General features: G+C 67.6%; 22 protein-coding genes and 2 pseudogenes. 11 read left to right on the top strand and 13 right to left on the bottom strand.

Annotation, left to right across the window (positions count from 1 at the left end; all coding sequences use genetic code 11):
- The coding region (locus GJ632_RS02925) for an ADP-dependent glucokinase/phosphofructokinase (protein WP_191452025.1) at positions 1–986 on the top strand (986 nt) is incomplete at its 5' end.
- Positions 987–996: 10 nt separating this feature from the next.
- A complete protein-coding gene (locus GJ632_RS02920; RefSeq protein WP_231751282.1) occupies positions 997–1,650 on the top strand; it encodes a hypothetical protein in 654 nt (217 codons plus the stop codon).
- A 48-nt stretch (positions 1,651–1,698) separates the two neighbouring features.
- Here GJ632_RS02920 and GJ632_RS02915 read toward each other — a convergent pair whose 3' ends face one another.
- Entirely contained in the window at positions 1,699–2,343 is a 645-nt protein-coding gene (locus GJ632_RS02915; RefSeq protein WP_191452024.1) for a phosphoribosyltransferase, read from the bottom strand.
- A 106-nt stretch (positions 2,344–2,449) separates the two neighbouring features.
- Here GJ632_RS02915 and GJ632_RS02910 point away from each other — a divergent pair, with 106 nt between their 5' ends.
- Complete coding sequence (locus tag GJ632_RS02910; RefSeq protein WP_191452023.1) at positions 2,450–3,088, top strand: dienelactone hydrolase family protein; 639 nt, start codon at positions 2,450–2,452, stop codon at positions 3,086–3,088.
- Positions 3,089–3,146: 58 nt separating this feature from the next.
- Here GJ632_RS02910 and GJ632_RS02905 read toward each other — a convergent pair whose 3' ends face one another.
- The 3 genes from GJ632_RS02905 to thiL form a co-directional block, all read right to left on the bottom strand.
- Positions 3,147–4,016, bottom strand: coding sequence for a universal stress protein (locus tag GJ632_RS02905; protein ID WP_191452022.1), 870 nt, complete (start codon positions 4,014–4,016; stop codon positions 3,147–3,149).
- 142 nt (positions 4,017–4,158) lie between these two features.
- Positions 4,159–4,308: a hypothetical protein gene (locus GJ632_RS02900; RefSeq protein ID WP_191452021.1), complete on the bottom strand. Its 150-nt coding sequence runs from the start codon at positions 4,306–4,308 to the stop codon at positions 4,159–4,161.
- Between the two features lie 123 nt (positions 4,309–4,431).
- Entirely contained in the window at positions 4,432–5,307 is an 876-nt protein-coding gene (gene thiL / locus GJ632_RS02895; RefSeq protein ID WP_191452020.1) for a thiamine-phosphate kinase, read from the bottom strand.
- Between the two features lie 139 nt (positions 5,308–5,446).
- On the opposite strand from thiL, the gene GJ632_RS02890 reads away from it, so the two are divergent.
- Entirely contained in the window at positions 5,447–5,836 is a 390-nt protein-coding gene (locus GJ632_RS02890) for a VanZ family protein (RefSeq protein ID WP_191452019.1), read from the top strand.
- A gap of 58 nt (positions 5,837–5,894) precedes the next feature.
- On the opposite strand, the gene GJ632_RS02885 is transcribed toward GJ632_RS02890, so the two are convergent.
- Both GJ632_RS02885 and GJ632_RS02880 read right to left on the bottom strand, forming a co-directional pair.
- Positions 5,895–6,323 carry a universal stress protein gene (locus GJ632_RS02885; protein ID WP_343160984.1) on the bottom strand — a complete coding sequence of 143 codons (429 nt, stop codon included), beginning with the start codon at positions 6,321–6,323 and terminating at the stop codon, positions 5,895–5,897.
- Positions 6,324–6,424: 101 nt separating this feature from the next.
- Complete coding sequence (locus tag GJ632_RS02880; RefSeq protein WP_245778518.1) at positions 6,425–7,513, bottom strand: sodium:phosphate symporter; 1,089 nt, start codon at positions 7,511–7,513, stop codon at positions 6,425–6,427.
- 188 nt (positions 7,514–7,701) lie between these two features.
- Between GJ632_RS02880 and GJ632_RS02875 the strand changes: the two genes are divergently transcribed.
- Positions 7,702–7,989 carry an amphi-Trp domain-containing protein gene (locus GJ632_RS02875; protein ID WP_191452018.1) on the top strand — a complete coding sequence of 96 codons (288 nt, stop codon included), beginning with the start codon at positions 7,702–7,704 and terminating at the stop codon, positions 7,987–7,989.
- Between the two features lie 86 nt (positions 7,990–8,075).
- On the opposite strand, the gene GJ632_RS02870 is transcribed toward GJ632_RS02875, so the two are convergent.
- The 4 genes and pseudogenes from GJ632_RS02870 to GJ632_RS02855 all read right to left on the bottom strand — a co-directional run bounded on the left by GJ632_RS02870 (position 8,076) and on the right by GJ632_RS02855 (position 12,999).
- Positions 8,076–8,504 carry a CBS domain-containing protein gene (locus GJ632_RS02870; protein WP_191452017.1) on the bottom strand — a complete coding sequence of 143 codons (429 nt, stop codon included), beginning with the start codon at positions 8,502–8,504 and terminating at the stop codon, positions 8,076–8,078.
- A 129-nt stretch (positions 8,505–8,633) separates the two neighbouring features.
- On the bottom strand, positions 8,634–8,840 hold the full coding sequence (locus GJ632_RS02865; RefSeq protein ID WP_089809492.1) for a transcriptional regulator: 207 nt from the start codon (positions 8,838–8,840) through the stop codon (positions 8,634–8,636).
- A 631-nt stretch (positions 8,841–9,471) separates the two neighbouring features.
- The gene (locus GJ632_RS02860; protein WP_191452016.1) at positions 9,472–9,825 is read right to left on the bottom strand and encodes a 4a-hydroxytetrahydrobiopterin dehydratase; all 354 of its coding nucleotides are present in this window, start codon (positions 9,823–9,825) and stop codon (positions 9,472–9,474) included.
- A gap of 155 nt (positions 9,826–9,980) precedes the next feature.
- Positions 9,981–12,999: pseudogene (locus GJ632_RS02855) on the bottom strand (FAD-binding and (Fe-S)-binding domain-containing protein).
- Positions 13,000–13,168: 169 nt separating this feature from the next.
- On the opposite strand from GJ632_RS02855, the gene GJ632_RS02850 reads away from it, so the two are divergent.
- On the top strand, positions 13,169–13,549 hold the full coding sequence (locus GJ632_RS02850) for a VOC family protein (protein WP_089809497.1): 381 nt from the start codon (positions 13,169–13,171) through the stop codon (positions 13,547–13,549).
- Between the two features lie 54 nt (positions 13,550–13,603).
- Here GJ632_RS02850 and aceB read toward each other — a convergent pair whose 3' ends face one another.
- Complete coding sequence (aceB, locus tag GJ632_RS02845; RefSeq protein ID WP_191452015.1) at positions 13,604–14,908, bottom strand: malate synthase AceB; 1,305 nt, start codon at positions 14,906–14,908, stop codon at positions 13,604–13,606.
- A gap of 435 nt (positions 14,909–15,343) precedes the next feature.
- Between aceB and GJ632_RS02840 the strand changes: the two genes are divergently transcribed.
- Entirely contained in the window at positions 15,344–16,108 is a 765-nt protein-coding gene (locus GJ632_RS02840) for an IclR family transcriptional regulator (RefSeq protein WP_191452014.1), read from the top strand.
- 180 nt (positions 16,109–16,288) lie between these two features.
- A pseudogene (locus tag GJ632_RS02835) lies at positions 16,289–17,091 on the top strand (HpcH/HpaI aldolase/citrate lyase family protein).
- A gap of 91 nt (positions 17,092–17,182) precedes the next feature.
- Here GJ632_RS02835 and GJ632_RS22905 read toward each other — a convergent pair.
- Positions 17,183–17,296, bottom strand: a complete 114-nt coding sequence (locus GJ632_RS22905; RefSeq protein ID WP_231751281.1) for a phosphate acetyltransferase — start codon at positions 17,294–17,296, stop codon at positions 17,183–17,185.
- Positions 17,297–17,718: 422 nt separating this feature from the next.
- Here GJ632_RS22905 and GJ632_RS02830 point away from each other — a divergent pair, with 422 nt between their 5' ends.
- Positions 17,719–18,036: a hypothetical protein gene (locus GJ632_RS02830; RefSeq protein WP_191452013.1), complete on the top strand. Its 318-nt coding sequence runs from the start codon at positions 17,719–17,721 to the stop codon at positions 18,034–18,036.
- A 166-nt stretch (positions 18,037–18,202) separates the two neighbouring features.
- On the opposite strand, the gene GJ632_RS02825 is transcribed toward GJ632_RS02830, so the two are convergent.
- A complete protein-coding gene (locus GJ632_RS02825) occupies positions 18,203–18,517 on the bottom strand; it encodes a hypothetical protein (protein ID WP_231751280.1) in 315 nt (104 codons plus the stop codon).
- A gap of 605 nt (positions 18,518–19,122) precedes the next feature.
- On the opposite strand from GJ632_RS02825, the gene GJ632_RS02820 reads away from it, so the two are divergent.
- Both GJ632_RS02820 and GJ632_RS02815 read left to right on the top strand, forming a co-directional pair.
- Entirely contained in the window at positions 19,123–22,296 is a 3,174-nt protein-coding gene (locus tag GJ632_RS02820; protein ID WP_231751279.1) for a BGTF surface domain-containing protein, read from the top strand.
- A gap of 51 nt (positions 22,297–22,347) precedes the next feature.
- Positions 22,348–23,058, top strand: coding sequence for a CPBP family intramembrane glutamic endopeptidase (locus tag GJ632_RS02815; protein ID WP_191452011.1), 711 nt, complete (start codon positions 22,348–22,350; stop codon positions 23,056–23,058).
- Positions 23,059–23,147 lie beyond the last annotated feature (89 nt).

The raw sequence follows: 23,147 nt of genomic DNA, 5'->3' as shown, positions 1-23,147 counted from the left end.
TCGTCGAGGACGGCGAAGTCCGGTTCGCTTCCCTCGACGACGCGCCGACAGCCGAACGAACGAAGATAAACTGGATATTCGAGTTCAGGGAGGGCGCGGAGTTCTTCGGCGTTCGAGCGACGGGCAACACGCGGTTCATCGCCGCCTCGCGGCCGCCGGAGTTCGACCTGCACGCCGGCGAACTCGACGCGGTCATCGACCAGGTGGGCGACGGCACCCACGGCGCACTCCTCGCGGGGTACCACAACCTGACGCCCGAGAACGTCGAGGCGGGCTACGACCGGACGCTCCGCCACGCGCGGGACGTGCTGCGCCGACTTCGGTCCGAACGGGAGTTCCCCGTCCACGTCGAGTACGCGGTCACGCACGACGACGAACTTCGTCGGAGCGTCACGGAGACGATTCTCCCGGAGGCGAACGTGGTCGGTCTGGACCCGCACGAACTGGGCCTGCTGCGGGAGGACCTGAACCTCGCCGCCGAACCGACGGACGAGAGCGACGGCGCCGTCGGCGCCCTCGAGGAAACGTCCCTCGAAGACGAGTCGCCGGAGCGGTCCATCGTCGCGCACTACCGAACGCTCGTTGCGCTTCGGGACCGCCTCGGCGTCGACTGCGTCCGGATGCACGCCATGCACTACCACCTCGCGGTGATGGACGACTACCTCCCGCCGGAGGCCGTCGAACACGGCCTCGAATTCGCCGCCGTCAACGCCGCGACGAAGGCCGCGACCGGGCACATCGACGGCCCGGAGGCGCTCGAAACCGGGCTGGAGTACGAGCCGTCGACGGCGGGGAAGCGGGCCGTCGAGTCCCTCGCGGACGCCGTCGACGCGACGGCCGAGGACGGCGTGCTCGCGACCCCGTCCGTCGTCGCCTGCCCGAACCGCGTCGTCGACGACCCCGCGGGTACGGTCGGTATCGGTGACATCGTGTCCGCCGCCAGTTTCGCGCTCGAAGTCGGCGCGACGGTCGAGGACGCTCGGTGACGGAGAACCCGTGTCCGACAATCTCGTCGCCGGCGGCACCCGATTCGCGCGGACGGTCGGCAGATACGTCAACCACGACGACGTGCTCGTCCGGTTCGCGTCGCTGTGGGTCGTCGTCGCGGCGGCGTTCACCGTCGCGTGGGTCGGCAGTTACGCCTTCCTCCCGCAGGGACTGCTGCGCGCCGGAAATCCGGGCGCGACGGCCGACTACGCCGGCAGCGTCGCGTCGGAGTTCCTCCGTCTCTTCGCGTGGAACGTCGGCGTCACGCTCGTCGCGATAGCGGCCAACACGTTCCGGTCGGTGAACACGCCGCTCGGATACGTCCTCCTCGTCGTTCAGGCGCCCGGGTACGGCGCAATCTGGGGGACTGGGTCGCTGGCGGTGGGGACCGGCGCGCGAATCGCCCCGTCGCTGTCCGTCCTCGTTGCGCGGAGCGGACCGCTGGAGATTACGGCCATAGTCGCCGTCGTCGTCGCCACGCGCGGCGTGATGGTCTGGCATCAGGCGTCGGGACCCCGCTGGAGGGAGGAGTTCGAGCGCGTCCGGTCGCCGCGCGAGTGGTCGCTGACGCGTCGGGAGTGGGTCGTCCTCGCCGTCGGCTACCTCCTCTTGGCGGTCGCCAACTATCGCGAGGCGACGGCAATCGCGCGAATCGCGGGGTGAGACGACCGTCGAGCCAGCGGTCGCGACGCGACGACGCCGACCGGTCGCTCACTCGTCCAGTTCGAGGTAGCTCATCGCCTCCTCGTCGGACACCTGGTCGAACCGCTCGTAGAACTGTCCGACGCCCATGAACCCGCTGGGGGTCAGGAGGCAGACGACGTCGTCGGCCATCACCGACAACTCGTCGACGGTTCGGGGCGGTCCGACCGGCACCGCCAGCACGATTCGCTCGGCGTCGCGGTCCGCGAGCATCCGCAGACAGGCCCTGACGGTCGACCCCGTGGCGACGCCGTCGTCGACGACGACCACGCGCTTTCCCGTCAGGTCGGGGGCCGGTCGGTCGCCGCGGTACTGTTCGACCTTCCTCCGGGCGTTCTCGGCCTCGCGTTCGCGCTCCCGTTCGAAGTAGTCCTCGTCGGACCCGGTCCGGGAGAACGCCTCCTCGTTGCGCCAGACGGTGCCGTCGCTGGCGACGGCGCCGATGGCGTACTCGGGGTTCCCCGGCGCGCCTATCTTCTGTGCGACGACGATGTCGAGCGGTGCGTCGAGCGCGTCCGCGACGGCGCGGCCGAGGGGGAGCCCCCCGCGGGGAATCGCGAGGACGACGTCCGCGTCGACGCCCCGGTCACGGAGCGCCGCGCCGAGTCGCGCTCCCGCCTCGGCCCGGTCGCTGAATCGGCGAGGGTCTGCCATGCGTGTTCGTGTGTGAACGTCTCCCACTGCCCTGAAACGCGCGAACGTTCCCACGCGATAGGAACGACCCCGACCGCTAAAGCGCGGCGAGCGCGTCGGTTTCAGCATGACGCAGCGCAGCGAGACGCTCGTCAACATCCCGGTCGAGGGCGTCGAACTGGAGGGGATGCTCGAAGTCCCGCCCGGGGCGACGGGGCTGGTGGTGTTCGCTCACGGGAGCGGGTCGAGCAGGAAGAGTCCGCGCAACAACTACGTCGCCGAGGTCATCCGCGAGCGAGGGCTCGGAACGCTCCTGTTCGACCTTCTGACCGAGGAGGAGGACCGGCTTCGCGAGAACCGCTTCGACATCCCGGTGCTGACGGACCGCCTCGTCGCCGTCACCGAGTGGGTGCGGGACCGCGACGATACCCGCGACCTGAACGTGGGCTACTTCGGGTCCAGTACGGGCGCGGCGTCTGCGCTTCGGGCGGCGGCGCGTCTGGGCGACGACGTGGACGCGGTGGTCTCGCGCGGCGGCCGCGTCGACATGGCGTCGGAGGTGCTCGACGACGTCGGGGCGCCGACGCTGTTCGTCGTCGGGGGTGCCGACACGCAGGTGTTGGAACTCAACCGCGACGCGTTCGCCCGCCTCGACTGCGACAGAGACCTGCACGTCGTCGAGGGCGCGGGGCACCTGTTCGAGGGCGAGGGCGAACTCGAAGAAGTCGCCGCGGTGGCGGCGGACTGGTTCGAGGACGCGCTGTAGGGGCCGAGCGGGCGGGGTAGACGGTTACGACCGCGAGCCCGCGAGTCGAATCGCTGGCTCACTCCTCGGGACCGCCGTCAGAAATCGTGAAGACGGGCAGGTCGCTGGTCCGGACGACGCGTTCGGTCACGCTGCCGAGGAACCGCTGGTCGAGTCCCGTCTGCCCGTGCGTCCCCATCACGATGCAGTCGACGCCGTACTCGTCGGCGTACTCTGTGATGGCCCCGTGCGGCGACCCGGTCAGGACCGACGCCTCGACGGTCCCGACGCCCGCCTCCGTGGCGCGTTCGACTATCGCGTCGAGCACCCGTTGGCCGGCGTCTTCGAGCGACTCCAGGAGGGTGGCGGGGTCGGTGCCGCCGTGGAGGACGCCCGCGTCGGCGACGTGGATCGTGTGCAGTGCCGCACCGGTCAACCGGGCCAGTTCGATGGCGTGGTCGGCGGCGGCCCGCGCGCAGTCGCTGCCGTCGGTCGGTACTAGAATCGCGTCGAACGGGAGGTCGACGGTCGTCCCCTCGTGGACCGTGACGACCGGCACGGGCGACTCGCGTATCGTCCGCTCGGCGACGCTCCCGAGTACGAACCGGTCGACGCCGGTCCGGCCGTACGTCCCCATCACGATGCAATCGATAGCGTGTTCGGTCGCGTAGTCGAGGATGGTGCGGTGAATCCGGCCCTCTGATTCGACCGCGGCGACGCTCACGTCGAGACCGGCGTCGGTGGCTATCTCGGCGGCGGCCGACGTCGCGCGCTCTGCGCTCCGCGCGAGTCCGTCGTCCGCTTCGTCCGCCGTCGACGACTCCCCGGGTTCGAGGACGTGAACGACGTGGAGGTGGGCATCGAACCGCCCCGCGAGTTCGACCGCTGTCTCGGCCGCGGCCCGCGCGACGTCGCTCCCGTCGGTCGGCACCAGTATCGAGTCGTACATGGTCGCTCTACCGGTCGGTACGGCGCGCGGGGACATCAACGTGACACTCGGTCCCGGTCCGCAGGAATCGGTCGCGGTTCCTGCGGGGGTCCGAACCCGCGGCGACGGCGGATTCCGCGGTGCCGTCACGGCGACGGGCGACTCATTCGGAGTAGCCCTCCTGAAGGAACACCCCCTCGGTCTCGTATATCGCGACGAGTTCGGTGATGAACTCCTCGTACGTCTCGTCATCCTCCAGGTGGTCGTCCAGTCGCTCTCTGAGTTCGTCGCTGATTTCGAGTGTATACGTCACGGTCGGAGAGGCCTCCACACTCCCGTACGCGGACGAGCGTCAAATAGACACACACCTGTCGACGGGGCGGGCCGGCGTCGCCACGGACGGTCGAGTCGACGTCCGCGCGGCGACGGAACGGTCTCAGTCGCCGTGGGTGTACCCCCGGTCCGGGAGCGGTTCCCCGTCGATGGTCACCGCTTCCTCCGTGACCTCCCCGACGACGGTCACCGGAACGGGCGAGGCCGTTCGCGCGGCCTCCAGTCGGTCGCGAGGGACCGTGAACACGAGTTCGAAGTCCTCGCCCGTGTAGAGGCCGCACTCGCGTTCGTCGGCGTCGGTCGTCGACTCCTCGAAGACGGCGTCGTCGAGCGGAACGCGGTCCCACGCGACGGCGAAGCCGCAGTCGCTGGCCTCGGCCAACTGGTGGAGCGACCGGGCCAGTCCGTCGGAGGAGTCCATCATGGCCGACGCGTGCGGGGCCAGCGCTCGGCCCGCGGCGACTCGCGGTTCGAACCGGAAGAGGTCGTTCCCCCGGTCGTGTGCCCCTCGCTCGAACGCGCGGATGGCCGCTCCGGTCCGTCCGAGCGTCCCCGTCACGCAGACGGCGTCGCCGACCGCCGCGGTGGACCGATAGACGGGCGCGTCCGTCCGGCCGACGACGGCGGAGGCGACCGTGAACTCGTCGTGAGTGTCGAGGTCACCGCCGACGTACCGGCCGTCGACCAGTTCGCAGACGTCGCGCGCGCCGCGGACGAACGCGTGCAGTTCGTCGCCGTCGAACTCGGGCGCCGCGTAGGCGGCGACGGCGGCCGTCGCCTCGGCCCCCATCGCGGCGACGTCCGACAGCGAAGCGCCGACGGCGCGCCACCCGGCGGTATACCGCGTCGTCCCCTCGGGAAAGTCGGTCTGCTGGTGGAGCATGTCCACCGTGAATATCAGGTCGCCGACGACGGCGGCGTCGTCGCCGGCGTCCGGGAGCCACTCGTAAATCGCCGCGAGCGATTCGCGTTCGTCCATATCCGAGGATGGGGACAGCGGCGGATTATTCTTTGCCAGCACGGTTCGGTCGCCATTCGGACGGCGGACCCCGCAGTCGTGACCGGACGGTCGGACGGCCATCCCGCAAACCAAAGAGCCAGGGGACGTATGGGAACACATGCAGTCTCGATTCCGTGACTCTCGGTGGACGGCGGCTATCGTCGGGACGGTCGTACTCTTCGTCGCGTCGGTCGTCCCCTCACCGCTGGAGCGTCATCCGGAGTGGAAGTGGGTCGGCCCGGACAAGGTCCTGCATCTGGTCGCACACGCGGTCTACGCGGTGGCACTCGCGGACGCGCTTCGCGGCGGGCGGTTCGACGAGCGGCAGGCCGCCGTCCTCGCCGTCTGTGGCTCGACCGTCCACAGCCTCGTGACCGGCCGGGTTCAAGAGCGGGTTCCGGGACGGGCGTTCGAGGTTGCGGACGTCCTCGCGAGCCTCCTCGGCGCGGTGCTCGCCGTGGGGGGCTGGTACGCGAAGAACGGGACGGGCGTCCGAAACGGCGACTGAGACGGTCGGTCGTCGGCGTTCGACGTGGTGTCGCGGTCGGTACGCGGAGGTCGGGTGGCTATCTGACGACGACCACGGGCGTCGGCGCGCGTCTGACCACCGTCTCGGCGACGGACCCGAGGATCGCTCGGGCGACGAGAGAGCGACCGTGACTGCCGATGACTATCGTATCGACGCCGTGCTCCTCGGCGTACGCGACGATTTGGCGGGCGGGCTTTCCGACCCGCGTCGCCGTCGATATCTCTCGGCCGTGGTCGGCGGCAGTCTCCTTCGCCGACGCGAGCAGGGACGCAGAGCGGTCGTCCGCCCGCTTTCGAAGTTCCTCGGACCCGATTAGCGCCTCGGCCCCGTAGCTCTCCTCCACGTAGTCGACGACGTGGAGCGCGGTTATCTCCGCCTCCGGGTACGTCTCCAGTGCGTGTTCGAGCGCCTTCCGTGCGAGCGGCGTCCCGTCGAACGCCACGAGGAGTCGGTCGATTTCGGGCACGGTCGACGTTCGACGCCGAAGCACAAAAGAGGAACCGGAGCGACCGACTGCGACGGCGCGAGGGGAATCGGGCGCGGATGCGCGCGGCGTTCGCCAGCGGGTCAGAAGGGGAACAACGCGAGGGACACCGGAACCAGCACCAGCGAGACGAGGAAGCCGGCGAGCGCTCGTCGGTCGTCGACGAGACGGGTGTGGAAGCCCTCGATGGCGTCGAAGTAGACGGAGAACCACAGTAACTCGACCAGCGTCACCGCCGTGCCGACGACGAGGAGGGCCAAGACGAACGCCACTGCCTCGGGCGATTCCAGGACGACGGCGACGACGACTGTGTCGAACAGGGTTCCGATGTTCGCGCCGAGCACGTAGGGGACCACTTCCCGTCGTTCCAGATAGCCGCGGTTGTAGAGCGGGACGATGACGCCGAGCGAGAAGGCGACGCTCGTGGTGATGCCGGTGACGAGGACGCCGAGGCCGAGCGAGACCCACCGCCGACGGAACCGCCGGAACACGCGCTGACGGAGCCACTCGGTATCGACCCGCTTGAGGACGCGGTCGAAGAGGTTCAGGCTGCCGAACAGAACCAGAACGGCCACGCCGAATCCGGGGGCGGCGCCGACGGCGTCGACGATGGCCGTGGTCGCCGGTTCCAGCACCGACAGCGGCTGGAACGTCAATTCGAGGTGGCCGCCCACGTCCGCGAACGCGGTCCGAAACCAGGGCAACAGGAGGTAGCCGACGAGGGTCGCCGGCAGGTAGACGGAGTGAGTCAACAGGAACGTCAGCAGCCCCAGACTGATGGCTTTTCCCACCGAGTACCGGCGTTTCTGCAGGTAATCCAGCGCGCCGACGAAGACGACGATTGCGGCCGCGCCGAGTCGCGATCCGGCGACCATCAGATACAGTTGCGTCGCCGTGACGACGCCGGCGTCGAACAGCGAGACGGCCAGGGCGGCGACGACCGAACCGTTCGTCAGGGCGTACGTGGCCACCCAACTGACGCCGAGTGCTCGCACGTCGCCGGCGACGTAGCGGTCGAAGAACCGTCCGAGAGGGACTGCCGCCGCCTCCGTCGCCGTCCCCAGCAGTTGGACTCCGAACAGGAACAGCGCCAGCGAAATCAGGCCGCCGAGCCAGAGGGGACCGGAGACGCGGACCCGCGCTATCGTCCCGCTCACGGTACTCGGTTCCACGGTGTTCGCCTCTGGGCGAGGTCCGCCGGGACCATAACGTTTCGCTCCGCTGACGATGCAGAGCGGACGACGCCGCGGGGTCCGGACGACCGAGAGCCGATGCGGGTCCCGCAGCGACGCGACCACGCCGTTCCTACGCGGTGGGAACCACCGACTCGACTATGAGACAGTGGCGCATACGAACCCGCATGGGAGAACTCGAAACCGAAGAACAGCGGACGCGAGCGGAGGTGGCCACCTACCTCCGCGAGTTGGCGGACCAACTCGACGACGACGGCGAAGTGACACTCGAACTCGGGAACCGGCGGGTGACGCTCGAACCGGTCGACCCCATCACGTTCAAACTCGAAGGCGAGTCCGACTGGGCCGCAGGCGAACCCGAAGCCAAGCAGAGTATCGAGTTCGAGATGGTGTGGCGGCGGGCGGTCCAGGGGGACGAAGACGCCTCGCTGAACGTCGAACGAACGGACCAATGAGCGACGCGGGTCGCTCTCGACGGTGAAAGAGTGCGCCGGAGGGTGGCGAGTTCGGACCGTGACGACGGTCCGGGGCACCTGCAGCGTCAGTCGTCCGGCTCGTATTCGCGCGACTGTGCCTCGATGACCGTCGCCACGTCGTCGAGCATCTCGCCCGTCGTCGCGACGACGTCGTCGAGCGTTGCGATGCCGACGAGTTTGCCGTCGTCGTCGACGACGGGAATCCGTCGCACCGCCCCGTCGGCCATCGTCGCCGGGAGGTCCACCGCCGTGGCGTCCTCGTGAATCGTCACCGGGTCCGACGTCATGACGTCGGCGGCGGTCAGTTCGGTCAGGTCGTCGTGGTGAGCCACCGCGAGGGCGATGTCGCGGTCCGTGACGATACCGACCGGTTCGTCGTCCTCGACGATGACGAGGTCACCGAGTTCCTCGTCCGCCATCGTCCGAGCGAGTTCCTTCAACGCCGTCTCTCTGTTCGCGGTTTCGGCCTCGACCGCGAGATTGGATACTGGCATGACACTTGAACTGTCGGTTCGCAGTCACAAGTAGTCCGTCGACACCTACCACCAGCCGAGAATCGTGTGGTACTTTAACACGGCTACAGGGAGTCAGTGTCAACGAGAGAGGGTGTCGACGAGAGAGGACTATCGGACGTCGTCGAGACTGACGAACGAGCCCTCTTTGGCCGTTATCCAGGTCGTCATGCGTTCGAAGTCGTCCGCATCGGGCGGGAACAGCGTACACTCGGCGGGGCGGCCCTGCGAGACGACGATTTCGGCCGCCAACGCGGGGGCGGAGTCGTCGGGAGTCGGCGGTCGTTCGGCTTCGTCGTCGGTCACGCGTTCGCTCATAGTAGTAAGCCTCCGTGTATGTGCGGCAATCCGACGGTACGGCGGGGGAGCGTATAGTTCCCGAACTGAGTTCTCACGTGGTGGGAAGGGGCGCGCGGGGCGTCGCCTCGGCGGACGTCGCCACGGGAGAACCTCGCCGTCCGAACCGCTACTCGAATAGTAGTAGTTGTATCCAGTCGCGGCGGCCGACGGGGCGAGCGACGGCGGCGCCAACAGACGAAACCCGGGGGCCCTGTCGCGTCGCGGTACCGGAGTCGCTGGTGAAAGCGCTTCTCTCGCGGAATATCGCGGCGATTCCCTCGTCGACGGTCGACGACCGGGCGCGAACCGCGGGCGCGTTCGCATCGTCCATCGTAAGCCGACGTGAGCGTCGATTTCGAACGCTGTCTCTCGGCACCCGTCCACCGATATGTGGTATTTCGGCGGTATCTAACCGTCCATCCACGTCCCAGTCGGCGAACGGACTCTGCCGACGGTCCACCGCCAATTAATCCAAGTATTTATACTGATGTCAGGGTCGCGTCGTCGGTCGTCTTCTCTCTCTCGGGACCCGTCGGCGGTAATTCGGTCGGAGTCGTCGCAGTCGTCGGGTCGACGCCGTTCCGGGGGGACGTCGCTCCGGACCGGCCCGTCACGCGGGCGCGTACTGCTCGTGAATCCGGTCCATCCGCGCCGCCATCACGAAGTCGGTCTTGTGGAGGCCGTCTATCTTGTGCGTCCACATCTCGACGCGGACTTCGCCCCACTCGAGGTGGAGGTCGGGGTGGTGCCACTCTTCCTCGGCGAGTTCGCCTATCTCGTAGGTGAACTCGAGGGCGTCTCTGAAGTCCTCGAACGCGTACGTACCGTCGAGGTGGTGGTCGTCGACGACTTCCCAGACGTCGTCGTCGAGTTCGGCGAGGTAGTCGTCGTACTCGGCTTCGGTGAGCGGTTCGTCCTCTGAGGTGCACGCCTCGCACTCCTGGTCGGCTAGCGTCGATGCCATGGCCGGAAGTACGGTCGCCATCGGCTTGTATCTTCACCAGCGCCGGTCCGCTCCGGGGGCGAAAGTCGGCTGAAGGGACGGTGCTAACGGACGAAACGTACCGTGTCCACGGACGCCCTCGCGGAGCGGAACGCCCCGGCGAGGGCGGCGCGCCGCTACAGTCGGTCGGCGACCGCTTCGACGGGGTGTGGCGGGATGCCGTCGGCGCCATCGCGGTCGCCCAGTTGCGAGCGACACGACCCCCCGGGTGCGACCACTCGCTCCCCGTCGCTCTCGTCGACTTCGTCGAACAGCAGACGGCCGATGGTCTTCGACAGGTCGTAGTGTTCGTCGTGGTACCCGAAACTGCCGGCCATGCCGCAGCAGGTCGAATCTAACGGGTCCACCTCGTAGCCGACGCGGCGCAGGACGCCGACCGCGTGGTGGTCCTTGTTGGTCGCCTTCTGGTTGCAGTGGCCGTGATAGCTCAGCGACCCGGCCGCGCCGGGCGTCCGGTCGGCTATCGGGAGCGACTCGTCGAGTCGGAACGCGTCGAGGTACTCCAGCACGCCGTACGCGCTGTCGGCGACGCGTTCGACCTCGGGACCGTCGAGCAGGTCGAGGTACTCGTCCTGGAACATCACGGCGTCGGAGGGTTCGACGAACACGACGTCCCACCCGGCGGCGACGGGGCCGGCGAGTCGGTCGGTGTTCGTCCGCGCCCGGTCGGCGGCGAGGTCCAGCATCCCCGTCGAGTAGGCGGCGCGGCCCGACGGGACGGTGTCGCCGGGGACGACGACGTGGACGCCCGCCGCTTCGAGGGCTTCGACGGCCGCCTTCCCGGCCGCTGGGTACGAGTAGTTCGTGTACGTGTCGGGGAACAGCACGACTCGGCGGTCTGCGGTCGCACGTTCGACGGTCGAGCCGCCGCGTTCGGCGAACCAGTCCCGGAGCGTCTCCCGCCGGAACGGCGGCAGTTCGCGTTCGGGCGCGATGCCGAACACCGTCTGCATGACCCGTCGCGCGCCCGGAACCGCGGTCGCCCAGTTCGACAGCGGTGCCAGCGCCGAGCCGAATTTCGAGGCGGCGTCGATGTTCGCGAACAGTCGCTCGCGAAGGTCGACGCCCTCCTTCTGGTGGTGCTGGTGTTTCACCTCGGTCTTGAGCTTCGCCATGTCGACGCGGTGGGGCAGTCGCTCTTGCAGCCCTTACAGCCCACGCAGAGGTCCAGCACCTCCTCCTGAAACCGCTCGGTGTGAATCTCTTCCTCGGGGAGGTCACCGCTGATGGCCGACCGGAGCATGTTGGCGCGGCCGCGAGTCGTCTGGACCTCCTCGTTCGACGCGCGGTACGTCGGACACATCACGTCGTGTCCGGTCTGCCGGCAGGTGCCACAGCCGTTACACAGTTCGACGAGGTGGGTGAACCCGCCCTCGTCGTCGAGTCGAGCGTCGTCTGCGGCGCGATAGACTGGTACTCCGCGCCGTACCGGAGGTGTTCGCGGTTGTCCGCGCCGACGCCGCGGTCCGCGTCGGGCCCGACGTCGTCGGGACCCGAGCGGTAGACGACGTTGCCGGGGTGCATCCACCAGTCGGGGTCGAAGGCCGTCTTGACCTCCTTGAACGCCTGCCAGATCTCCTCGCCGTACATCTTGGGGTTGAACTCCGTCCGGGCCATCCCGTCGCCGTGTTCGCCGGAGAACGAGCCGTGGTGTTCGAGGACGAGGTCGGTCACGTCCTCCGTGATGGAGTGCAGGTCCTCGATGCCGGACTCGCTCTTGAGGTTGAGGATGGGTCGGATGTGGAGCGTTCCCGACCCCGCGTGGGCGAAGTACGCCGCCGACGTGCCGTGGTCGTCCAGCACGTCCTCGAACTTCTGCACGTACTCGGCCAACTCCGCGGGCGGCACCGTCGCGTCCTCGATGAACGGGTACGGCTTCGCGTCGCCCTCCAGACTCATCAGCAACGGGATGGCCGCCTTGCGGAGTTTCCACAGTTTCGCCTGGTCGGCGTCGGTGTACGCCTCCACGACGTCGAACGCCGCACCGTCGGCGACGAATCGCTCGTTCGTCGCCGCGATTGCGGCCTCGAAGTCGTCGTGGAGTTCCGAGTCGTACTCCAGCATCAGGGCGGCGTCCGCTCCGTCCGGAATCGGCTCGACGTACTCGGCGTAGCCGTCCGACTCGGCGGCCATGCGGAACACCTCGTCGTCCATCAACTCCACCGCGCTCACGTCGTACTCCAGGGCGACGGGGACGGCCTCCATCGCCTTCACCAGGTCGTCGAAGCAGTAGAGGGCCAGCGCCGTCTCCTCGGGGACCGTCACGAGCGAGAGTTCCGCCTCGACGATGACGCCGAGGGACCCCTCGCTCCCGACGAACAGTTTCGCGAGGTTCATCACTCGCTCGCCGTCGTCGTTCTCGTACACCACCCGGTCGAGGTTGTAGCCCGACACCCGGCGCTTGAGGTCGGGGTACCGGTCGGCTATCTCGGCCTCGTTCTCCTCGACCACCTCGCGGACGGTCCGGTAGACGTGAGCCTCCCGGTCGTCTTTCGAGACGATGTCGTCCCACTCCTCGGAGTCGAGGACGACTTCGCGCGCCTCGACGACGGACCCGTCGGAGAGGACCGCGGTGACGGCTTCGGTGTACGCGTCCGTGATGCCGTACCTGACGGAGTGAGCGCCGGTGGAGTTGTTGCCGATGCCGCCGCCGACCGTCGCGCGGTTCGAGGAGGCCGGGTCGGGGGCGAACTTCAGCCCGTACTCCGAGAGGACGGCGTCCAGGTCGTCCTGCACGACGCCCGGTTGGATGCGGACGCGCTTCTCCTCGGGTCGCACCTCCACCACGTCGTCCATGTGCCGAGACACGTCGAGGACGACGCAGCCCGGACCGACGGTCTGGCCCGCCAGCGACGACCCCGTCCCGCGCGGGAGTATCGGTACCTCGTGCCGCGTCGCCACCTCGACGGCCGCCCGCACGTCCTCGGTGTCGGTGGGATACACCACGCCCGCGGGCTTCGCGCTGTAGATGCTCCCGTCGGTCGAGTACAACACCTGCGCGTACTCGTCGAATTCGACGCCCCCGTCGACGCGGGCGCGGAGGTCACTCGCCAAGTCGCGGTACTCCGCCACGTCGGGACGGTCGTGGCCGAGTTCGCCGGCCGACCAGGTGGCGTCCCTGTCTTCGATCGCCATGTCGAAATCTATCATCGACAATAGTTAAGTCCTATGCTACACGTAACCAGTTACCGCGGGTTCGGAGGCCGTCGCGAGCGCGGCACGGTACGTCACGACACAGCACGGCACGGAACCGACCCACCGCCGAGACCCACACGTATTTGACCCGGGCAGTTCAGAACCAGACATGCCCAGTGTGTCAGTACTGCACGTGTGCCTGAACGTGGCGGACGCCGCGGAGTCCATCGCGTTCTACGAACAGTTCGGCTTCACCGAGTCGTGGCAGTTCACCACCCCCGACGGCGAGACGACGAACTACTACGTCAGCGACGACGACGGCGTGGAACTCCAACTCTCCGAGACGGACGGGGAGACGGAGTTCGAGATGGGAACCGGCTGGGACCACCTCGCTCTCGGCGTCGAGGACGTGGACGAGACGGTGGAACGCATCGACCACTACGGCGTCGAGAAGGAACCGGGACCGCAACCGGAAGCCGGCGCGTACACGGCGTTCGTCGCGGACCCCGACGGTCACTCCGTCGAACTCATCGAACCGCTGGAGGAGTGAAGCGCCGGCGGCGAGAACCGCCGAGAGCGAATCGATTCGCGCCGCGTCGGGCCGTCAGTTACCGACGTCCGTGGCGCGTTCGACGATGTCCGACCCGTACATCTCCTCGAGTTCCTCGTGCTGGTCCGGTCGGTGTTCGTAGACGTCCTGGAACAGCGTAATCGGCGTCTGCGCGGCCTGATAGGTGGCCTCGTCCCACATCCGGTCCTTCTGGAGTTCGACTTCGACGCCGTCGACGACGAGCGTCGCGGACTGAGTCATCGCGATGGCGCCCTTGCCCGCCTCTTTCGCGGCTTCGAACTCCTCCATCGAGTCCACGATGTCGTCCATGCTGGGGACGTAGGCGGTCATGTCGAGCAGTTCCTGCCGGAGTTCGTCCTCGTCGAGTTCGTGTTCCTCGCCGCCGACGCGCAGGACGTAGCCGTCGTCGGTCGACTCCAGTCCCACGTCGTCGCCGCGGTACACCTGCTTGCCGTCCTCGGCGTCGAGTTCTATCTCTCGGTCGCCGACCTCCAGCAGCCAACTGCCCGTCTTCGGCGGCAGGGGGGACTTGTTCGCCTCGACGACCTGTCCGGGCGTCAGCGACCAGATGCCGAGCATCCCTTTCGCCTGGTTCTCGACCATCCGCTCGTTGTATCCCTCCACGTCGCGGATGTCGTCGTACGGGCCGTCCACCGCGACGAGGCCGGCAGCGCTCGCACCGCGGGAGGTGTTGTGACGGAGTTCCGGCCACGGCGGCAGTTCGCCCGTCGGCGTCATGGCTCGCATGTCCTTCGTGTAGTCGACTTCGCCGTCGACGAGGAGGAACATGCGTTCGAGGTTGTTGGCGGGCCTGCCCATCTCAGCCCGCAGGTCGCCCATCGCCAACTCGGCCTCGCCGCTCTCGACGATGACCGACATCGACAGGCTGCCCTCTTCGAGGCCGTGCTCGTTCTCCACGATGGTGATGAACTCGTCGGCCTTCTTCCAGTCGTCGATGTCGCCGACTTCGGGCACGACGAACCCGTCGATGTGGTCGACGGCGCCGTTGTCCGGGTCGGCAATCTCCAGCATGTGCTGGAAGCCCTGATACCGTGTGCCCGGGGAGTCCCGGTGCCAGACGATGCGCGGATGAATCTCGCCGGGGAAGTCCGCACCGTGTTCGGACACGACTTCGATGATGTTCTCGACGCCCTCGTCGCGCATCGACGGAGCCGTCGCGTCCTCGTTGTCCGGCACCCACACGTCCGGCGCCTGCATCCCGGAGAGTTGGGCCGCGCTTCGCAGCATCTTCGCGGAGTCGTCTTCGCCCTCCACCGCCGTCGGAGAGGTGAAGAACGTTCGGACGAACTCGCGCTCGTAGTGACGCTTGACGCTCATGTGACGTACGGAAGGCCACGTCCGAGATATTTAATCGAACGTATTGTGGCAAAATGTTCGTGGACGTTGCCGAAGCACCGAAACATCACTTCTCTGTACCGTTCGAAGTGGGGAAACAGGACTCTCGGTGACGGTCGCGGTGGCGGAGCGACGTGTCGGGGGAACCCCCGACGATTCCCCCCTCGAACGGGACTGCTGTGGCGAGACGGACGACAATCGTGCCCACCGCTTCGCGTTCGGAAGCGTCGACGCCGACCGGCCGCGTTCGTGTCTGTCTTGGGTTATATTTCGTCTTTGCGAACGGCCGACGGGGGCAACCGACAGAACGTCGGCTCGACCGAGCGGTCGAAACGGACGACAGACGCGGCCGGGGGCGGAGGCGAGGGCGGGTGCCGACGGTAATTTTAATCCGCAGGGAGCGGTATCCGTTTCTCAATGAGAAACGCGAAAACGGCGTCGGTGCGGGCGACCGAGACGTCGCTGTCGGTGCTGTCGGGTATCGAGTCCCTCGGCGGCCGTGCCACCCTGGCCGAACTGGCCGAGGAACTCGACTTCGCCAAGAGCACGATATACAAGCACCTCAACACGCTGGAGAACGGCGGATTCGTCGTCTTCCGCGACGGCGAGTACCTCGTCGGCCTGCGCTGTCTGGAGTTGGGGGGCATCGCTCAGCGATACGACGGCATCTACGACGTGGCGAAGCCCGAAGTGCGACGGATGGCCGTCGAGACCGGCGAGTTGGCGAACCTGATGATAGAGGAACGCGGGTACGGAATCTACATCCACACCACGAGCGGCGACCGAGCGGTGAACCTGGACACGAGTCTGGGCAAGCGCGTGTACCTCCACCAGACGGCCATCGGCAAGGCGTTGCTGTCGAGTCTCTCGGACGACCGGGTCGAAGAGATTCTCGACCGACGCGGCCTGCCCGGCGAGACGGAGCACACCATCACGGACCGCGAGACGCTGTTCGAGGAACTGGCGGCGATTCGGTCCGAGGGCGTCGCCTACGACAAGGAGGAACGAGTGGACGGAACCGGATGCGTCGGCGTCCCGGTGGACACCGGTGACCGACGGGAGGCCGCCATCAGCATCACCGCGCCCATCAACCGCCTCACGTCGGCCGAACGCGAACGAGAGATCATCGACACGGTGAAACAGGCGGCCAACGTCATCGAGGTCAACCTCGCCCACGAGTGAGTGCCGCGGACAGTCCAACGGTTCCGGACATTACACTACTATCGCTGTTCGCTTTCGGCGGCCGTTTGGACTCGACCTTCGCGAAACGGCGGGCCGAACCGCCGACACACTCGCCAGCGACTGACTGTCCGCCGTCGACACAGACAGCGTTATGTCGACGGGGAGTGTCACATGTGGGATATGACAGACACGCAGTCGACGAACGGCCTGCGGGCGGCTTTCGAGAGCGGCGGCGTCGCACTCGGCGTCCTCGAGAACGCGTACAGTCCGACGCTGGTGGAGTTGTACGGCGAACTCGGCGCGGACTTCGTCTGGATCGACCTCGAGCACGGCGGCCCCTCGCCCGACCACGCGCCGGCGATAGAAGAGTTGCTCCGGGCGGCCGAGCGAACCGACACGGAACTGCTGGTCCGGGTGCCGGACACGCGCCCGCGACGGTTCGGAAGGCGCTGGACACCGGCGTTCGGAACGTGTTCCTCCCGCGCGTGCGGGAGGCGGAGACGGTGCGGGCGGCCGTCGAGGCGGCGCGGTTCCGGTACGAGGGCGGCCCCGGGGAACGGGGACTGGCGGCCCCGCGCGCCCGCCGGTGGGGACTCGCCGACGACTACCTCGCCACCGAGGACAGAGAGACGCTGGTCGGGACCACGATAGAGACGGCGGCGGCCGTCGAGAACGTCGAGGAGATTCTGTCCGTCCCTGAGTTGGGGTTCGTCTTCGTCGGACCGTTCGACCTCTCGGTGTCGCTCGGACACCCCGGCGAGATAGACCACCCGGAGGTGCAGGAGGCCGTCGAACGCGTCCGATCGGCCGCCGTCGAGGCGGACGTCCCGCTCGGCGGACTCGGGTTCGGGATGGACGACGTGAACGAGAAGGCCGAGACGGGCTACCAACTCCTCCACCTCGGAAGCACGGCCGGCGTCCTCAGCGAGACGGTCAGGTCGTGGCTCGACGCGTTCGAGGGTGACCGCGCGGGGCAGACGTAGCGACGGCCGTCCCCGTCGTTCCGCACTCTCGGCTCACTTCTCCTGTGCGTCCACCGCCACGGCGGCCGGGTCGACGACGCCGTTCATCCCGTCACCGCCCGGATGACGTGGGCGGGTCGTCCACACCGACGGGCATCGGTCCGTCGGCTTCGGCGTCGCCCAGTCGCTGGAGCAGTCTGTAACCGGCGACGCGTACAACTGCCAATGTTTTATCGTCGGAGAGCTTTTCCGAAAACGAACGTCGGCGCACCTCGCCTTCGAGTGGTTTCGTCGCGTGAACGCCGCTAACTCGCTCCCTGTCACCTCGCTCGGAGGAGTCGGACAGACTCACTCCCGACGGGTCGGACCGACAGAGACGTGATGCGTCAGCGTCGCGTCGAGTGAGCGAGAGGGCCTCAGAGGGTCCTCTACCACGAGAGTCGGAGACTGCGTCGGCCGAGCGCGGAACCGACTCGGCGCACTCGAAATCCGTTCCGAAAGAATTTCGGACGTAAATGATTGTAAGCTTTACCGGACTCGCACGGGGGACGACGGCCGCGGAACCGCCGGTGTCGCAACCGCCGGCCGGCCGCCACGCGGGAAAATCTGCCGTTGCTTCTATACGCTCGGCCCGGGTCGTTGACGACGATGGCAGACGACGCAGACAGCGACGCGACCGGCGAATCGGCCACCGAACACACGACCGACGCGTGGGAGGCCCAGAGCGTCGTGGACGACCGCAGTGGCTACCCGGCGCACGCCTCGAAGTCAGAGGGGCAGGGCGACGAAGGACTCCTGCGTGTCGGCTTCCGCGACGACGACGAGGACCTCAAACGAATCTCGTGGGACGAGTTCCGCGAGGAGTTCGAGGAGAAGGAGTTGGCGCTGGCGTACTCGACTGACGACTCGCCCGTCGAGGGCGAGAGGACGGCGACGCTGGTCGAACGCGACCACGCGGACGCCTGAGCCGAACCCCGGCGGTTCCACGCAGACCCGAACGCGACTCCGCGTTCGAGCACGCGCGGCGCGCTATCGCGACGACTGTTACACCGCTACGGCTGTACGGCTAAAACCTTGTAGCCGACGGACGCGGGTTCCGTTCGACGCCGCACCCGGCCGCACCACTCGAACCTCATCGATTCTTCGGCGCGTCCTTCGGAATCCGGCCCGTGAGGAGGTTGTAGACGACGCCGAGTCCCGACAGCACCAGAACTAACAGGAGGTTCAGCGCCGCGTTGGGGACGACCGTCTTCGTGCGGAAGATTCGGTTCCCGCAGGACGGGCACGTCGTCTCGTCCGCGTCGAACCGGGTGTCGCAGACGGTGCAGTCGTGTACGTCGTGTTCACGGTCGCTGCGGACGCCGACGGGGCGTCCAGAGTTCGCCGGGGCAGTGGCGGAGACCGTGCACAGCGTCTCTCGTTCGGATCCATGCCGCGACCGTCTCAAGACGTTAATTTACGCCACCTACCACGCGTTGTAAAGTATCTGGGCCGGACGAGTGGGCGTCCGTCTCACCGTGCGTACTCACCACCTCACGAGCGCTGGGTCGCCGGCGACGACCGCGTGGCGACCAATTAGCGAGGTAATAACTCCTCGTTCCGAGGGTTACGAGCTCGTTAATCGCCCGCGTTCGGCCCGTGCCGGCCGCACGAAGGGGGAGCAGTGTGCGTCGGCAGCGTCGAGAGTGAAAGGTCATCGAGAGGGTCCGAAGCCGGCGGCAGTCCGGGACGCGCGGGGGCGAGGGCGGCCAGTTTCGATCCGAGGGACTCGGTTGGCGAGGCAGTCGCGGACCGCGGGTGCGGGAGTCGGATTCGGGGCGGGGAGCGAGCGACCGCAACGACAGCCCTCGCCCTGTCAGACGCGGTGAGCGTGTTCCTAATCAATCATTCCGGTACACAAACTACTTAACGCAGTCGTCACGTGGTTTACATGCTCCCTCCACGCGGCGACGACATCGCGAGCGACTCTCCAGACAGCCCCCCGTCGCCGCAGATATTCAGACAACAATGACAGCAACCACGACTCAGTTACGCACGCTACTCCTGGCAGTGATGGTGGTGACGTCCGTGTTCGCCGGCGTACCGGCGTTCGCGGGGACGGCCGCCGCGGCCGCCGGTACCGTCTCTGGCCCGACATCGGACGTCGAAATCGGGTCCGACGCGGACTTCACTGTCAGCGACTCCGACCAGACGACGAGCACGGAGATAGTCTACTTCAGCAGCACAGACGACACGTTCAACCAAACAGTCACGCGGAACGGTGACGGGACGACCACGACGTTCAACGTCGGCACGGTCCCCATCGTCGACGACGACCTGGACGGACTACTCACCGACGAGGTCAACGTCTCGAACGCCTCCACGGGCGCGAAGTACAACGTGACCGGAATCGACCCGGTCGCCGGCGACGTGACCGTCGAGAACGCGCCCCCCACGGGTACCGACAACGTCCGAATCGAGTACGCCCTCGCGCCGGAGGCGCAGAGCATCAACCCCAACGGCGGGTCGACGACGGCGACCATCGGAACGTCCAGTTCGTCCTCCTCAACCGGCGACGACGTCCTGCAGGTGACCGACGGCGACACCGTCACCGCCGCCTACTGGGACGATAGCGAGGGCGAGTACCAGTCCGACACCGTCGGCGTGACGGCCGCCAACACGGCGCCGACGGCGAACGACGACAGCGTGACGATAAACGCCACCGAGAGCGTCGTGATAGACGTCCTCGACAACGACGACGACGCCGACGGCAGCCTCAACGCCTCCACGGTGACCGTCGTCTCACAACCGAGCGACGGGACGACGACCGTCTACGACAACGGCAGCATCCGGTACACCCACACGGGCGACGAGACGGACTCGACGACGGACTCGTTCACCTACGAGGTCGACGACGACGACGGCAACACGTCGAACACCGCCACCGTTGACGTGACCGTCGACGCCGCCGCGCCCGACGAGGAAGCGCCGGAGTACCTCGAGAGCGTCCACTACGACGAGGACACCGGCGACGACGAGACCGAGATCGAGATTTCGTTCTCCGAACCGGTCCAGAACCTCGGCGACGCGCGCCTCTACATCGACGACGCGCCGCAGGGAACGCTGTCGGAGTACGCCTCGGACATCTCGAACGACGACGGCCGGTACGTCGCGACGGTCGACAGCGACCAGGTGAACAACGGCGACATCCAGATACGCCTCACCGACGACGTCACCGACGACTCCGGCAACGAACTGTCGAACACCGGCAACAAGACCGTCGCGACCGCACCCGTGACCGTCTCCTCGTCGCGACGGGACGTGACGGCGTTCGTCGGGTCGAGCGTCGCCATCGTCGCCGCCGACGACCAGACGCCCGTCGAGATTACGGACGGCGACTTCTTCCGCTCCGGGTCGACAGGGCTGAACAGCAACGTCTACGTGTTCGAGACGGCGAACCGCGAGACCGACGACTACGACGTGGACGTCGGAAGCGGCGGCAGCGAGTACGACGCCGAAATCGTCCTCCGCCAACTCGGCCTCGACGTCGACGTGGACGACGAGAACGTCACCGACGAGGACGAAATCGAGGGGACCATCACCGCGAACGCCGGCAACCGGCCGGTGACCGTCGAACTCCTCGACGACGACGGCGAGGTGGTCGAGGACGGGACCATCACCGGGAACCTCGACGGACAGGCCGAGTTCGAGTTCAGCTTCGACGCGTCGGACCTCGACCTCGAACCGGGCGAATACACGGTGCGAGTGACCGACGAACAGTCCGGCGTCGAGACCGAGTCCGACGACATCGTCGTCAGAGAACAGGGCGAAGGAACCGCCGACATCGGCGGCAACGGCATCTTCACCGAGGATCGCGGTGACGTGGCGGAGATAGAGATAGAGATTCGCAACACCGACACGGCGACGCTGACCATCGGCGACGAGGACGTCGGGTTCGTGTCGAACGTGACCGTCGTGGACGACGACGGCGACGGCGAAGTCGTCCTCGAGTTCAACACGTTCGCCGTCACCGGTCTGGAGGGCGAACTCTCCAACGACCAACGCGACGCCGTCTTCGACACGGCCGACGACGCGGACGACGTCGACAGCGCCGACGTGGACGAGGAGTACTCGGTCAGCAACCTCCTCGAACGCTCCGAGTACCCCCTCGAAGTCCAGTCCGGCGAGCGGTCCGACCGGGACGACACCGAGGGCGTCGGCACCCTCGTCCTCGAAGAGCGCAACACCACGTCCGTCCAGAGTTGGACCGCGCCGTCGCGGACCAGTCTGGACGAGAACGAGGAAGTGTACCAGGCTCTCGCCAACAACAACCTGACGCGGGACGACGAAATCGCCTACGGTGACCTCGCGGTCCACCGAATCGAGGCGTCGGGCATCGAGGGCGCAATCGCCGCCGAGGGCGACGACGCGACGGACGCGTTCTTCGACATGGTGAACGACGGCACGGTCCTGTTCTCGGTCGAACAGGACGACCCCGGTCCGAACCGTGACCCGTACCAGTTCGTCCTCGACGACGGGAGCGCCGACGTCGTCGCAGACGCGGACAACGACACGTACTACGTCGTCGTCGACACCGACGACGTCGAGGCGACGGAGCGAAGCGTGGGCGAGGACGACTCGCTGACGGCGAACTTCACCGTCCCCGAGAACTCCGACCTCGCCGGCGACGACGAGGAGACGGTCCTGACCGAGTACGAACTCGTCGAGGCCGAACACGAGGTGGAGGAACCCGTCGAAGTGTCCGCGACCACCGGGCAGGTCGTCCGCGGCGAGACGACCGTCGCCCCCGGAACGCGCCTCGACATCCGGATTCGGTCCAGCGGCGACACGCGGCCGCCGTTCATCAAATCCGGCGTCGCCTACGTCTCCGAGAACGGGTCGTTCCGCGGCACCTTCGACTTCAGCGAAGAGCAGGTCAACGACACGTTCGAGGTGGTCGTCCAGGGCGGCCCCGCGGGCACGCTCACCGTGGACGGGAGCATCGTCGACGACGGCGAGACGCCGACGCCGACGGACACCCCCACGGACACCGAGACGCCCACCGACACGGTGACGCCCACGGAGACGACCGACACCCCGACGGACACGCCGACCGACACCCCGACTGACACGCCGACGGCCACCCCGACGGAGACGCTGCAACCCGTCGGGACGCCCGGCTTCGGCATCCCCGTCGCCGTCGTCGCACTCCTCGCTGCGGCCCTCCTCGTGAGCCGCCGCGACTGAGGACGCACCGCCTCCCAAACGGTTTTCTCGCCGTCGCGCGACGAGAAAGACATGGAACTGTCCGTTCGCGCGCGCGATGTGGCCCGTCCGGCGCTCGAAGTCGTCGGACTCACCGTCGTGGCGTTTCTCGTCGCGCTGGTGGCCGGCGTGGTGTTCGTCGTACCGCTGGTGGCGCTGGGCTACGACGTCCGAACCACCGCGGTGCTGCTCGGCGCGACGGCCGTCGGACAGGCGGGCTTTCTCGCCGTCGGTTACGCGTACGCACGGGTTCGGGACGTGCGCGTCTCGGTCGCACTGCCGTCCGTCCGCGACGTGGCCGCCGTCGCCGTCGGAACGCTCGTCGCGCTGATTCTGGCCGTCGCCCTCTCGGTGCTACTGTCGGTTCTCGGACTGGTTCCCGAGTCGGTCATCGGCGAGGCGGGGATGGAGGACCCGACGTTCCTGCTCGGATTGGCCGCGCTCTCGGTGGTGCTCGTCGCACCCGCCGAGGAGTGGCTGTTCCGGGGCGTGATTCAGGGGCGCCTGCGCCAGCGTGTCGGGCCGGTTCCGGCGGTGGTCGGGTCCAGCCTCCTGTTCGGGTCGATGCACCTCACGAACTACACGGGCGCGCTCGCGCCCATCGTCGCGGGCGCGGCGCTCATCGCCGTCGTCGGCGGCGTCTTCGGGGCGCTGTACGAGTACACCGACAACCTCGCGGTGCCCATCGCCGCGCACGCCGTCTACAACGTCGTGTTACTGTCGGTGTCGTACGCGGCGATGTAGGGCGGGCGGAGGTAGAAGCGGAGAAGACGACGGAGCGGGGAACCACCCGGCGAGGCGACCAATTTTTTCCCCGGTCCCGCGCAACGTGG

Origin of the sequence: Halogeometricum sp. CBA1124, assembly GCF_009741955.1 — an archaeon.
Classification (GTDB): domain Archaea; phylum Halobacteriota; class Halobacteria; order Halobacteriales; family Haloferacaceae; genus Halogeometricum; species Halogeometricum rufum.
This window is presented reverse-complemented; position numbering and strand designations above follow the sequence as displayed.